The 14,096-nt window shown below is 38.8% G+C and carries 12 protein-coding genes; 11 read left to right on the plus strand and 1 reads right to left on the minus strand.

Annotated elements, in window-relative coordinates; genetic code table 11:
* Positions 1-21 precede the first annotated feature (21 nt).
* The 4 genes from rlmKL to DK924_RS05945 are packed head-to-tail and all read left to right on the plus strand — an operon-like array spanning position 22 to position 6,051.
* Entirely contained in the window at positions 22-2,139 is a 2,118-nt protein-coding gene (rlmKL, locus tag DK924_RS05930) for a bifunctional 23S rRNA (guanine(2069)-N(7))-methyltransferase RlmK/23S rRNA (guanine(2445)-N(2))-methyltransferase RlmL (protein ID WP_109874591.1), read from the plus strand.
* Complete coding sequence (locus tag DK924_RS05935; RefSeq protein WP_109874592.1) at positions 2,132-2,371, plus strand: glutaredoxin family protein; 240 nt, start codon at positions 2,132-2,134, stop codon at positions 2,369-2,371. Before rlmKL ends, DK924_RS05935 begins: the two co-directional genes overlap by 8 nt.
* A 15-nt stretch (positions 2,372-2,386) precedes the next feature.
* Complete coding sequence (locus tag DK924_RS05940) at positions 2,387-4,300, plus strand: ABC transporter ATP-binding protein (RefSeq protein WP_010390143.1); 1,914 nt, start codon at positions 2,387-2,389, stop codon at positions 4,298-4,300.
* A gap of 11 nt (positions 4,301-4,311) precedes the next feature.
* Entirely contained in the window at positions 4,312-6,051 is a 1,740-nt protein-coding gene (locus DK924_RS05945; protein WP_109874593.1) for a DUF3466 family protein, read from the plus strand.
* A 92-nt stretch (positions 6,052-6,143) separates the two neighbouring features.
* Here the strand turns inward: DK924_RS05945 and DK924_RS05950 are convergent, their stop codons facing one another.
* Positions 6,144-6,650, minus strand: coding sequence for a DUF2062 domain-containing protein (locus DK924_RS05950; RefSeq protein WP_010390140.1), 507 nt, complete (start codon positions 6,648-6,650; stop codon positions 6,144-6,146).
* Here DK924_RS05950 and DK924_RS05955 point away from each other — a divergent pair.
* Genes DK924_RS05955 through tcdA form a run of 7 tightly spaced genes read left to right on the plus strand, consistent with a single transcriptional unit; the run spans position 6,630 to position 14,091 of the window.
* On the plus strand, positions 6,630-8,897 hold the full coding sequence (locus DK924_RS05955; protein ID WP_109874594.1) for a DNA internalization-related competence protein ComEC/Rec2: 2,268 nt from the start codon (positions 6,630-6,632) through the stop codon (positions 8,895-8,897). The two genes, DK924_RS05950 and DK924_RS05955, sit on opposite strands and share 21 nt — an antisense overlap.
* A gap of 60 nt (positions 8,898-8,957) precedes the next feature.
* A complete protein-coding gene (gene msbA, locus DK924_RS05960) occupies positions 8,958-10,703 on the plus strand; it encodes a lipid A export permease/ATP-binding protein MsbA (protein ID WP_109874595.1) in 1,746 nt (581 codons plus the stop codon).
* Positions 10,700-11,680: a tetraacyldisaccharide 4'-kinase gene (lpxK, locus tag DK924_RS05965; RefSeq protein WP_109874596.1), complete on the plus strand. Its 981-nt coding sequence runs from the start codon at positions 10,700-10,702 to the stop codon at positions 11,678-11,680. The genes msbA and lpxK overlap by 4 nt, the downstream gene beginning before the upstream one ends.
* A complete protein-coding gene (locus DK924_RS05970) occupies positions 11,670-11,867 on the plus strand; it encodes a Trm112 family protein (protein WP_010390133.1) in 198 nt (65 codons plus the stop codon). The genes lpxK and DK924_RS05970 overlap by 11 nt, the downstream gene beginning before the upstream one ends.
* A complete protein-coding gene (kdsB, locus tag DK924_RS05975) occupies positions 11,855-12,616 on the plus strand; it encodes a 3-deoxy-manno-octulosonate cytidylyltransferase (protein WP_109874597.1) in 762 nt (253 codons plus the stop codon). The genes DK924_RS05970 and kdsB overlap by 13 nt, the downstream gene beginning before the upstream one ends.
* Positions 12,613-13,293: a TIGR01621 family pseudouridine synthase gene (locus tag DK924_RS05980; RefSeq protein WP_109874598.1), complete on the plus strand. Its 681-nt coding sequence runs from the start codon at positions 12,613-12,615 to the stop codon at positions 13,291-13,293. The genes kdsB and DK924_RS05980 overlap by 4 nt, the downstream gene beginning before the upstream one ends.
* Complete coding sequence (gene tcdA, locus DK924_RS05985; protein ID WP_109874599.1) at positions 13,294-14,091, plus strand: tRNA cyclic N6-threonylcarbamoyladenosine(37) synthase TcdA; 798 nt, start codon at positions 13,294-13,296, stop codon at positions 14,089-14,091.
* Positions 14,092-14,096: the final 5 nt, after the last annotated feature.

Consider the following 14,096-nt stretch of genomic DNA (forward strand, 5'->3'; position numbering starts at 1 on the left):
TAGCTATTAAGGGTTTTTACTTTGCAATTTATCGCACTTACTTCTATCGGAATCGAAAATTTATTGGTTGATGAACTTACAGAACTTGGCGCTACAGTGTCAAAGCAAACTGTGGGTTCTGTTCGCTTTGAGGCTGACTCATTGCTAGCGCAAAAAGTGTGTTTATCTACACGCTTTGCTACGCGTGTACTTATGCTTATTGAAGAAAAAGAAGGCGTAAATGACAAAGACAGCTTGTACAAATTTGCACGCTTACAACCTTGGCAAGAATGGTTTGGTCCAACACAAACTTTTGCTGTTGATTTTAATGGCACAAACGATTCACTTAAAAATACCCAGTTTTCTGGTTTAGTAATTAAAGATGCGATTGTTGATTACTTTAACGATTTATTTGAACAGCGACCAAATGTAGATAAGCAAGATGCCAATGTGCGAGTGGTTGCACGTTTAAATCGTCATGGCGTTTCACTTTATATTGATTACTCAGGGCCGCGTTTATCAGAGCGTGGTTACCGTCAAGGTCAAGGCAAAGCACCCATAAAAGAGCATTTAGCTGCGGCAATAATAAAACGTAGTGGCTGGCTCGAAAATGTCAATCAACCACTATTCGATCCATGTTGTGGTGCCGGCACTATTTTAATAGAAGCGGCTGGAATGGCACGTAATGAAGCGCCTGGATTATTCCGTGAAGGATTTGCGTTTGAGCGTTTACCCAGCTTTAGAGTGGCAAAATTCAAAGAACTTAAAGAGCAACTTTTAGCGAATATTACTGATCCTAAATTATGGTTAATTGGCCATGATTACGATGCACAAGTACTTGATAAAGCGATTGCTAATGCGCAGCGTGCTGAGCTTGAGACGGTGATTAAATTTAAGCAAAGCGATGCGACAAAACTGACGAGCGTTGCAAAATTGCCGGGTGTTGTTATTTCTAACTTACCTTATGGTGAGCGTATTGGTTCTATGGCTGAACTTGTAAACCTGCATCGTAGTCTAGGTGTTGGTTTTAAAAAGCACTTTAATCATTGGAAACTCGCTCTACTGGGCATGGATGAAAGCCTGTTTAAATTACTTAAATTAGTGAAGCAAAAACGCTATAAATTTAAAAATGGCCCCCTTGATGTTGAATTAAACCTTTACCAACTTGATGACAAGCAAGTCAGCCTTACCTCTGATGACAAACCCGCTTTAAACTTCGAAGGCTCGATGGCGTTTGCTAATCGCCTGAAAAAGAACAAGCAAGGTTTAAAAAATTGGCTTAAGCAAAATCAAGTCCATGCGTATCGTGTTTACGATGCAGATATTCCTGAATACAACGTTGCGGTTGATATTTATGGTGACTCGGCGGTTATTTTTGAATATGCAGCACCGAAAGAGATTGATGAAAAAACTTCAGAGAAGCGTTTGCAAGATGTTATTAGCTTAACAGCACAACAACTTGATATTGCACCTGAAAATATTGCTGTAAAAGTACGTAAAAAACAAAAAGGTGAAGAGCAATATACACCCATGGCCAAGCAAAATAGAACCATGGTAGTAGAAGAGTTTGGTGCTAAGTTTAAAGTTAATTTATTTGACTACTTAGACACGGGGCTATTTTTAGATCATCGCCTTGCACGTCGTTACATTCAAGAAAACGCAAAAGATAAGCGCTTTTTGAACCTGTTTGCATACACAGGAACCGCCTCAGTACATGCAGCCATTGGTGGCGCAAAAGCGATTACTACCGTTGATTTATCTAAAACCTACTTAAAGTGGGGGCAAGATAACTTTGCGCTTAACGATATTAGCAATACACGTTATCGTTTTGAGCAAGCTGATTGTTTAAAATGGCTAGAGTATGCACAAGGGCAGTATGACCTGATCTTTTTAGATCCGCCTACTTTTTCAAATTCTAAACGAATGAAAGACGCGTTTGATGTGCAAAACGACCACATTAAGCTGTTAACTTGGGTTAAAAAAATATTGAGCCCATCGGGTACGCTAATATTCTCTAATAATAAACGCGGTTTTGTAATGGATGAAGTTGGCTTGATGGGGTTAGGGTTAAAAGCAGAAAATATTTCTGAAAAAACCTTATCTCCTGACTTTAAACGAAATAAAAAAATTCATAATAGCTGGTTAATTAAACATGGCTAAGTGGATTTTATATCACACCGACGGCTGCCACTTGTGCGAGCAAGCAGAGCAGCTGTTAAAACCGTTACTTTCATCAACCGATGAATTACAACTTATTGATATTATGAGCGATGACGTATTAATTTTAGAGTATCAAATAAGCATTCCGGTTTTAAAAAATCAACAAGGCCAACAATTATTTTGGCCTTTTACTGCACCTCAGGCGCAGCAGTTTTTAGCGCAAGCAGAATAAGAGTAAAGATTAACTATGGATTTAATTAGAATTTCAAAAGCACAATTAGCTTACGGTACACACCCATTACTTGATAATGCAGATGCAGTAATCGAAAGTGGCGAACGTGTGTGTATTGTAGGTCGCAATGGTGCAGGTAAATCAACGCTTTTAAAAGTACTCGACGGTCAAGTAATACTTGATGATGGCGAAATAAACCAAGTTGGTAGTTTAAAAATATCGCGTTTAGAGCAAGATCCACCTAAAGGGGCAAGTGGCACTGTATTTGATTATGTTGCCCAAGGTATGCCCGAAATTGCTAACTTACTTATTGACTTTCATCATGTAAGCACACAATTGCAAACAGATTGCACTGATCAACTATTAAATAAATTAGAGCGTTTATCTAATAAATTAGAGGCGGCAGATGGCTGGCGTTTTGATAGCCGAATTCAACTTGTACTTACTCAATTAGAGCTAACTCCTGATGCGAAACTTGAGTCGCTTTCTGGTGGTTGGTTACGTAAAGTTGCATTAGCGCGTGCTTTAGTGAGTGAGCCTGATTTATTACTGCTCGATGAGCCTACTAACCACTTGGATATGACAAGTGTAATGTGGTTAGAGCAATTCCTAAAAGAATTTAAAGGCGGTATTGTATTTATATCGCATGACCGTGCTTTTATTCGAGCTGTTGCTACACGTATTTTAGATTTAGATCGCGGTAAACTAATTTCTTATCCTGGTGATTATGCAACTTACTTAGAACAAAAAGCGCATGATTTAAAAGTAGAAGAAACACAAAATGCATTGTTTGATAAACGCTTAGCGGAAGAAGAAGCATGGATCCGCCAAGGTGTTAAAGCCCGTCGAACCCGTAATGAAGGCCGTGTTCGTGAGCTGAAACAATTACGTAATGAACGTAAACAACGTGTGGAACAAGTAGGTAAAACTGATTTCAATATCGAAACAGCGGATCGTTCAGGTAAACTAGTATTTGAAGCTAAACACCTAAATCATGCATTTAAAGACAAAGTGATAGCTGATGATTTCTCTACCTTAGTGATGCGTGGCGATCGTATTGGTTTGGTGGGGCCTAATGGTATTGGTAAAACAACGCTATTAAAATTGTTGTTTGGTGATTTAAAAGCAGACAGTGGTGAAATAAAGCAAGGTGTTAACTTAGAGTTTGCATATTTCGATCAGTACCGTGAGAAGCTTGATGAAGAAGCGACCGTTCAAGATAACGTTGCTGAAGGTAAGCAAGAAGTGATGATGGGCGGACGCTCACGTCACGTGTTAGGCTATTTACAAGACTTTTTATTTCCGCCAGCACGTGCTCGTACACCGGTAAAAGCACTTTCAGGTGGTGAGAAAAACAGGTTGTTATTAGCCAAGTTATTTTTGAAACCTTCAAATATATTAGTGCTCGATGAGCCTACCAATGACTTAGATATAGAAACATTAGAGCTTCTTGAGGATATTATTAACCAATATCAAGGTACTGTGCTAATAGTAAGCCATGACCGAGAGTTTATTGATAATACCTGTTCGAGTGTTTGGGCATTTGAAGGTAACGGCAAAGTCACTGATATAGTTGGTGGCTACAGTGATTATGAAGCGTATACCAACTATTTGGCGGAGCAGCACAAAGAGTTGCAAAAGCAGCCAGTCAAAAAAGTTGAAAAAACAGAGCCAACGCCAGTTAAAAGCAATAACAAAGCAAATAAACTCTCTTACAAATTAAAACTTGAACTAGAGCAACTACCTAATAAAATGGAGCAACTTGAAGCTGAGCTTGAAAAACAACAAGAACGAGTAAGTCACGAAGACTTTTTCAAGCAAGACAGTGATATAACAGCCAAGGAATTGAACCATTTAGCCCAACTTGAGTCTGACCTTGAAGCCGCTTTTGAGCGTTGGGAAGAACTTGAAGAATTAAAGAATCAGTAGTAAGGAATAAAATGAAATATAAATTACTCGCGGCCAGTGTTTTAGCCACACTGAGTACATCAGCATTAAGTGCAACGTACCAGTTAACCGAATTAGGTGACTTTGAAGCTGCCAAACATACTTATGTTACTGATGTGAGTGAAAACGGCCATATTATAGGTCAAGCTAACGGATTGTTTAACCTACCTATTGATATTAGTTATATCGACTTTACAGATAATATAATAAAGAGCGCATACGACACCGAAGTTAAAAGGTTTGAAAACATTGATAAAGAAATAACCTTTACCCTCGATGATATAGAAAATAATGATGCTGTTTACACTAATGCTGACGCACATACTTTTATGGTTGGCTTTCTATCTTCTCGGTCTGAAGATTTTGAATATCAAAAAATCAGTTCGCTTATTGCTACAAGCTATAATAACGGTTTAATAACTGAGCAGTCTCTTTTCGATGAATCTTCACTTGATTATGATGGGCTAACTCGATCAGTAAGTAACTTTTATACAGGTGTAGCGCAAGACGGTACTACGGTTGGTTGGGGAAGTGCAGCCTTTGATAAAGTGAGCTTTACACCAGATGGCGAAACTGATGAAGAAACGTGGTTTACTCGTGAGTTTATAGAGCGCGGAATTTTAATCTCTGCTGGTGGTGTTGAAGTGCCGCTTTTACCAGAATTTACTGAACATGGTGGCAGTAGTAAAGCCACTGATATCATTGCCACAGACACAGGCTATGTGGTTGTAGGTAATGTATCGGTCAGTATTCCTGCTGAGAGACAAACCACAATTACAGACAATTGTGATGGCCTTGATGAGCCAGTTATGGCTTGTATCGAGTTAATTAATTCTCGAAATACGCGAGGTGTGTTTAATAAAACAGCGGTTAAATGGACTCTAGACAGCACTTATAATGTGACTTCAACAGAGTTGCTAGGTTTAGCGCTTACTCCGGAAGAAGATGAAGACAGAACTCCATTTAATAGTATTGCATTAGCTGTGAATAGTAATGGTATTGCTGTAGGGTCTTCAGATACCCGAGATATTGACAACGATAATAGAATCTTCAGTATGCCAACTTATTTTAAAGACGGTGAGGTAGTTGACTTTATAAACCAGCAAGATGATTGGGAAGGAGGTAAAGCATTTGCAATCAATGATAATGACATTATTGCAGGTTATGCTACTAAACGCATTGAAGGCTCTTTAAGAAACAAACTTTTCTACCATGATGTAAATACAAACACGACGGTGTTTCCTGAAGATTATTTTATTAGCTCAAGCTCATATGCAAATGATATTAATAATCAAGGTTATATTGTAGGCGAAGGTGATGTTGGTGATACAGCGAGTACAAGGCGTTCAGAAGCGTTTATTTATAAAATTGGTGATGACAAAATCACTAATCTAAATAATCTACTACCATGTTTTGACAGTGATGGTGAAACTAGCTTTAGTTATAAAATGGTAGAGGCGAAATCAATCAACGAAAATAATGAAGTATTTGGTGTGGCAACTAAAACGGTTGAAAAATTAGACTCACTAGGTGAGGTCATAACCGACATAAATGGTAACATTCAATATGAAAGTGTTGCTGTTGCAGTAAAACTTTCACCGATTGCTAATGGTGAAGTTGAAAATTGTAAAGCCCCAGATGCAGAGTTTTATGAACGTAGCTCAGCCAGCTTCTCATGGTTTGGTTTATTACTGCTACCTTTAGTTGGTTTAAGACGCGTTTTTCGTTTCTAAGTACTACTATTCGTTTATAAAAAAACCAACTTGTTAAGTTGGTTTTTTTTTGTCTATAGTAATATTAACAGAAGCACTTGATGAAGTAGGCGCTAGTTATTTCTAGATATCCAAGCTTTTCTTACTGAGCGACGCCAAATTAAATCAATACCAAAATAGCCAATAACACTGGCAATAGATGCGCACACAAGCGAACCCACTAAAAAAGCAGGGCCAATGGTAGTTAGGCTTTCTATAAACCATGCCCAACTGGCCTCAAACGCAAAATGCTGCTCAGGTTGATTTAATACTAATGTACCAACCAAGTATGAGCCGTAAAAAATAGGTGGCATTGTAAGTGGGTTGGTGATCCACACTAAAGCAACAGAAATAGGCAAATTAACTCTTAAGATTATGGCTGCGGCAGCTGCTAGCACCATTTGAAAAGGAACAGGGATGAATGCAAAAAAAAGTCCAACGGCAAAGGCACCGCGTGCTGAGCGTCGATTTAAATGCCAAAGGTTAGCATCATGTAAAAGACGACCAAATATCCTTAGTGATTTGTGATGTCTAATTTTATTTGGATCAGGTAAAAACCGTTGGATCGTTTTTTTAGCCATTTAAAGCAACCATTTACGTCTGTGTGGATGAGTCTTGGGTTTGTTATCGGTGTCGTTATTACCGTATTTTATTATCAAACCCTTGAGTTTACAGTTATCACAATTTCAATCCTTATTGTGAGCACGTATTTTAAGCCGTTTTTAACTGTATTGTTAGGCTTTATTTGCGGTATTTGCTGTGTAGCCGCACATTTTATCTTGTTTTATTCATTTGAGTTACCTGAACAGCACAAAAAATATGCTTATTCTGTCGGTGTGGTGGTCGAAGAGGTTATCTCTGCTACGCCTCCCCAATATATAAAAGTTAAAATAACCCATTTAGAAGATAGTGAATATAGCCACTTTAGGGCACCTTATGCCTTATTAAGTATCAATTTTGCACAACCAATTAAATCTGGTGATACTTTTAATGCCCAAGTGAGACTGAATAATTATAGAACTATTAAAAATTTTACTGTTTTTGATAATCAGCTTTATGCTTTTACACAAAAGATAGCCTTTAAAGGTACAGTGCTCAATAAACAGCTTAATATTAAAAGCTCTCAAAAAAATAATACCGTGTCAGCTTATAGAGCCTATGTAAAAAAGCTGTTAAATAATGCTGAGCTTAAATGGCTATATTATACACTTTTAACCGGCGATAAGTCATTGATGACATTCGAGCAAAAGCGGTTAATGCAGAGTCTTGGGTTAAGTCACTTATTAGCCATTTCTGGGTTACATATCTCTTTAGTGTTTGGTTTTTGTTATTTTGTTACACGTTTTTGTCTTAAGTTGGTTAAACCTGAACTAAATCAAGGCATAAATGTTTCTATTGTTTATAGCGCTGTCGGCTTTGTAGTGGCATTCATATATGTTTACTTGAGTGATTTTATCATCTCCGCAACCCGCGCTTTAATTATGTTGGGCTGTTATTTGCTACTTTATTATTTGGCAAAGCAATCATTGAGATGGCGCAGTATTTTATATGCGTTGGTTATTATTTTAGCGGTTAATCCATTTAGTGTACTAAATCCAGGGCTTTACTTTTCGTTTTTAGCGGTATGTATTATTTTTATGGTTTTAAAGCAGTTTCCGCTTCGGGGTCACTCACTACTGGCCAATATGCGAACATTATTTATTATTCAACTGGGATTATTTATTGGCTTATTACCCCTGTCATTATACTTTTTCAATGGCGTGAGTTTAGTGGGTTTAGTTTTAAATCTTGTGGCTATTCCCATTTTATCTTTTGTATTGATGCCTGCTTTATTTTTAAGCGTGTTGCTGGGGTTATTAACCGATTGGCATGCATTTATTGTGTTATATGATTTTCCACTGACCAATTTGTATCAAATGTTGCAGGCAATACCTCAGCAGATACGTTGGCTTAATGTCGGACAGGTAAGTATAACCACCGTGGTGCTGCTTTATAGTGTTGTTCCCTTACTTTATTTTATTGAGCTTCGCTTACTAGCCTGCATTCCGATTTTGACTTTGCTTTTTAACTATTACTTTACGCAAACCAGCCTTTGGCAGTTAAACGTATTTGATGTAGGCCACGGCTTAATGGTACTGATAGAAAAAGATAAACATGCGTTTATTTATGATTTTGGCCCGAGTTATTTTAATCGCTTTAGTCGTGTCACTAGTGTTTTACTACCCTATATTAATGCTCATAACCTAACAGTAACTAACTCGATTGTAAGCCATCAAGATAACGACCATGCAGGAGGCGTTGCGCACTTTAAAAAAGCAGGTTATGCATGGAGCTTTGATTATTTTCATCCCAATGGTGTATATAAAGACTGCATAGCAACAAAAACAGACTTTCAAGGCTTGAGTATTCAAACCTTTTCAAAAGATGAGTTTAATAACAGTAATGATAATTCCTGTGTTGTTAAAATCTCAAGTGCAAATCATAGTGTGCTTCTTACTGGTGATATATCAAAAGCAAGGGAGTTTCAATTAATTAAAAAAGAAGATGATTTACAAAGTACCGTTTTGATAAGTCCTCATCACGGCAGTGATAGCTCCTCCAGTGACGAGTTTATTAAGGCTGTGTATCCAACCTTTGTGATTCACTCTAGTGCTTATCAAGGTCAGTGGCAATTTCCAAGTAAAGCGGTAGTTAAGCGCTACAATAAAATAAACGCTAAACAATATAGCACCGGTAATGTAGGACAAATTCGGGTTGATTTTTACGCTAAACACTTAGAGCTGAGTACTGCAAGAGGGGCGGAAAGTTATTGGTTTATCAAAGATTGACGTTTTGTTTTGCTGTTGCTAAGGATACAATAGGGGCTGTTACTGGTTTTAGAGAGTGTTATGGAACAAAGTACTACACAAATATATAAACGGCTTGTTTCTTACGTTGGCGCTTATAAGTCGATTGCCATTGTCGCGATTATAGGAATGATAGGTTATTCAGGTATGGATGCATTATTCATTCAACTGATGAAGCCGTTTATCGATGAAGGTTTAAACGAGCGTAACAGCCAGGTACTTACTTATGCGCCATTTGTGGTTATTGCGCTGGTTATCGGGCGTGGCGTATTTAACTTTATGTCATCTTACTGTTTAAGCTATGTAGGCTCACAAGTCGTGAGGGCGCTGCGCCAAGAATTGTTTGAACACATTTTACATTTACCGGTGTCCTTTCACGATAAAAACTCAACCGGCGATTTGATTTCTAAAATTACCTTTGACACCGAGCAAGTTCAACAAGCAATCACCAAAGCACTGCTTATTGTTGTGCGTGAAGGCGCTTTTGTGGTGTTTTTACTCGCTGTGATGTTTTATACCAGTTGGCAGTTGTCGTTAATCTTTTTAGTTATTATCCCGCTTGTGGCTATCATAGTAGCTGTGGTGTCTAAACGCTTTCGTCATATCTCGAAAAATATTCAGTCAGCGATGGGACAGGTAACACGTAGTTCAGAGCAAATGCTCAGTGGTCACAAAGTGATCCATGGCTTTGGTGGGCAAACACAAGAAATTGATCAATTTTCTAAAATTAATAATCATAACCGCCAACAACGTATCAAGATGGATGCGACTAAAGCGCTAAGTGTCTCTATCATTCAAATTTTGGCTGCCAGTGCTATGGCTGTTATTTTATGGGTTGTGTCGATGCCCTCTATGATAGACAGCATTAGCTCTGGGGATTTTGTCGTACTCATCTCATCGATGATGATGCTACTGCGCCCATTAAAGCAACTTGCCAATGTAAACAGTGACTTACAGCGAGGTATTTCAGCTGCTCAGAGTGTTTTTTTAGTGTTAGATGAAGAAATTGAAAAAGACACGGGTACCTTTTCGGTTGATAAGGTAAAAGGGCATATTGAGGTGAAAAATGTGACCTTTAAATACCCAACCAAGGATGAAGCCGTGCTTAACGATTTATCACTGAGCATAAAAGCCGGTGAGAGTATTGCCCTTGTTGGCCGCTCTGGCTCGGGTAAATCGACTATTTCTAACTTGTTACCCCGATATTATGACTTAGAAGCGCCAAGCGAAATTTTACTTGATGGCATTGCTCTTAATGAATATAAGCTTACTGATCTTCGCCGTCAATTTGCGTTAGTGTCGCAACAAGTGGTGCTATTTAATGACACGATTGCCAATAATATTTGTTATGGTTTACAACGCGAAATCTCTATCGAAGAGCTTCATGACGTTGCAAAACAAGCCCATGTGTGGGAGTTTGTAAAAGACTTACCTGAGCAACTTAACACTATGGTTGGCGAGAATGGGGTAATGCTTTCAGGCGGGCAACGTCAACGTATTGCGATTGCCCGTGCTATTTTAAAAGACGCGCCTATTTTAATTTTAGATGAAGCGACCTCGGCCTTGGATACTGAGTCTGAAAAGCTTATCCAACATGCTCTTGATACATTAATGAAAGATAAAACCTCCATTGTTATCGCTCATAGGCTATCGACTATTGAAAATAGTGACCGTATCTATGTGATTGATAACGGTAAAGTGATAGAAAGTGGTACGCATACTGAATTACTGACTAACGATGGTACCTACTCAGCTCTTTGTAAAATGCAGTTTGGTGAGCAGGGGTGAGTAAAATAGAGCAAAGCTGGTACAAACCTTTTAGCTTAATTACCTTATTGTTATTACCACTGTCCGCTATTTTTGGCTGTGTTGCTCTAGTGCGCAAATACTGCTACGAAGTGGGTGTTTTTAAGCCATTTGTTAGTAATACTCCAGTAATTGTTGTTGGCAATATAAGTGTAGGCGGCAATGGTAAGACTCCATTTGTATTGTGGCTACATGATTACTTAACCGCTCAAGGCTTATCTGTTGGTTTAATTAGTCGCGGCTATGGCGGACGAGCAGCCCATTACCCATTATTAGTAACTGCAAATACGACGACTTTAGAAGCAGGGGATGAGCCGGTACTTTTATTTAACCGTTTACAATGTCCGTTAGTTGTGGGGCCAAATAGACAGCAGAATATAGAAATGCTCAATCATCAGTTTCAGCTTGATGTAATTATTTCTGATGATGGCATGCAACACTACAAAATGGCACGCAGTATCGAATGTTGTATTGTTGATAGCGAAAGAAAATTTGGTAATGGTTTTTTAATGCCAGCAGGACCACTTCGCGAAACGGTTTCTCGTTTAAACAGTGTTGATTTAGTCATTGAAAATGGTTCTGAACATGAATTTAGCTATCGCTTGCAGCCATCAATTATTAAACGTGTTGCTGATAATACTGAGATAACAACGACTATAAAAACAGCGCATGCTGTAAGTGCAATCGGTAACCCTCAGCGCTTTGAAGCATCATTAAAAGCACGAGGTATAGCGTTGTTATCAACACATCATTTTCGCGACCATTATGCTTATACCGCCAATGACTTTGCTCAATTTGGTGAGGACTGTGTATTAATGACAGAAAAAGATGCGGTTAAGTGTCGTGACTTTGCCAAGCCAAATTGGTATTACTTGCCGGTTGACGCTCAACCAACTGCAGCAGTAATAAACACATTAAATTTATTATTAAAAGAAAAAGGGATCCACCATGGCCTTTGATACAAAATTACTCGAAATTATTGCTTGCCCTGTGTGTAAAGGTAAGTTGCGCTTTGATAAAGAAAACCAAGAGCTGATCAGCACAGCAGCAAAACTAGCTTACCCGGTACGTGATGATATTCCGGTACTACTTGAAAATGAAGCCCGTGAATTGACTCTTGAAGAGGTAGAAAAGTGGAATTCGTAGTTGTTATCCCTGCGCGTTACGCTTCTACTCGTTTGCCAGGTAAACCACTCGCTGATATTTGTGGCAAACCAATGATACAGCATGTGTATGAAAAAGCCTGTTTGTCAGGAGCCAGCAAGGTGGTTATTGCTACCGACCATCAAAGAGTGTTTGATGCTGCTAAACGTTTTACTAGTAATGTTTTGATGACACGTGAAGATCACCAATCAGGCACAGAGCGCTTAGCCGAAGTAGTGGATTTACTTAATTTAGCCGATGACACTATCGTGGTAAATGTACAAGGTGATGAACCTTTGCTGTCGCCTGATAACGTATCACAAGTGGCAACATTATTAGCGCAATCAACGGCACCAATGGCAACCTTAAGCGTTGCTATTGAAGAGCGTGATGAAGTGTTTAATCCTAATGCGGTTAAAGTTGTCAGTGATATCAATAAAAATGCTTTGTACTTTTCAAGAGCGAGTATCCCATTTGATAGAAGCGCCATGATGGCTGAGCAGCAACCACTTAATTTAGCGCCTTTTCAACGGCATGTGGGTATTTACGCCTACCGCGCAGGGTTTATAAAGCAATATATTGAATTAAGTGTTTCGCCATTAGAACTCCTTGAGTCGTTAGAGCAGTTACGTGTGCTATACCATGGTTATGCAATTAAAATAGAACAAGCTTTAGTGACCCCTCATGCAGGAGTAGATACACCAGAGGATTTAGCAAAAGTGGTTGCCCATATTCAAAGTAAAAGCGCGTGAATATAGCACAAACGCCTATATTAAAAGTGCAATATACGCATGATGATTTTTACATCATAAATAAACCGCATGGGCTTAATTTTCATTCTGAAGAAGGCCCCGGTTTTGTGGTACTAGCTGAGCAACAGTTAAACGAAAAATTATTTGCGGTACACCGTTTAGATAAAGTCACCTCTGGATTGATTATACTCGCGCGAAGCAAAGCGGCAGCAGCAGAATTTACGCAATTATTTACTCAGCATGCGATAAATAAGTTTTATCTAGCGGTTAGTGATACCAAGCCTAAAAAAAAGCAAGGCTGGGTTAAAGGTGATATGGCTAAGTCTCGCCGTGGCACGTATAAATTATTAAACTCACAGAGTAACCCCGCTATTACACGTTTTTATTCGTTTAGCTTTAAAAGCGGTTTTAGAGCTTACCTATTAAAACCCTATTCGGGAAAAACCCATCAGCTTAGGGTGGCATTAAAGAGTATAGGTGCCGCTATATTAGGCGATGCTAGTTATTCTGGGAGTGCCGCTGATCGCACCTATTTGCATGCATTTGCGTTGGACTTTGAGTGGGCTGGGGAACAAATACAACACACTCTGTTGCCAGAGTGTGGAGTGGAATATGCGCAATTAATAAAACATCAAGATTTTGATTCTTGGCAAACGCCTTGGAAATTGGATTGGTAAATGAGTGAACAAGTAACTGATATCCGCTTTGGTGGTATTAAACGACTATATGGTCAACAGCAATTTGAATGGTTACAACAGGCACATTTCTGTGTTGTTGGTATAGGTGGCGTAGGCAGCTGGACTGCAGAAGCATTAGCGCGCACCGGCGTGGGCAAAATTACTCTAATAGATTTAGATGATATATGCGCAACCAATGTTAATCGTCAAATTCATGCGTTAACAGGCACTATTGGGGAAGCAAAAGTGGATGCCATGAAGGCACGCTGCGAGCTTATCAACCCTGAGTGTGTGGTTAATGTGATTGACGATTTTATAACACTAGATAATATTCAAGAGCATATTCAAGGTTTTGATTATGTTATTGACTGCATTGATGCGGTAAAAGAAAAAGCGGCGTTAATCGCGCACTGTAAGCGTAATAAAATGCCTATAATTACCACGGGCGGTGCAGGTGGGCAAACTGATCCAAGTCAAATTACATTTGGAGATGTGGCAAAAACGACTCAAGATCCATTGCTTGCAAAGGTGCGCTATATTTTGCGTAAGCAGTATAATTTCAGCTCTAATCCAAAACGTAAATTTAATATTGACTGTGTGTATTCAACAGAGCAGCTTGTTTATCCTGGCAGTGATGGCAGTGTGTGCCATGCGAAACAAAATGCAGATGGCAGTATGAATATGGATTGTAATAATGGCTTTGGTTCGGTGACGATGATCACCGGTAGTTTTGGTTTTTTTGTTGCCGCTAAAGCAGTAAGAAAATATTTAGATAAGCGTACACGCTTGAACATTTAATTACA

The organism is Pseudoalteromonas sp. meg-B1 (assembly GCF_003173795.1).
In the GTDB taxonomy this organism is placed as follows: Bacteria; Pseudomonadota; Gammaproteobacteria; order Enterobacterales; family Alteromonadaceae; genus Pseudoalteromonas; species Pseudoalteromonas undina.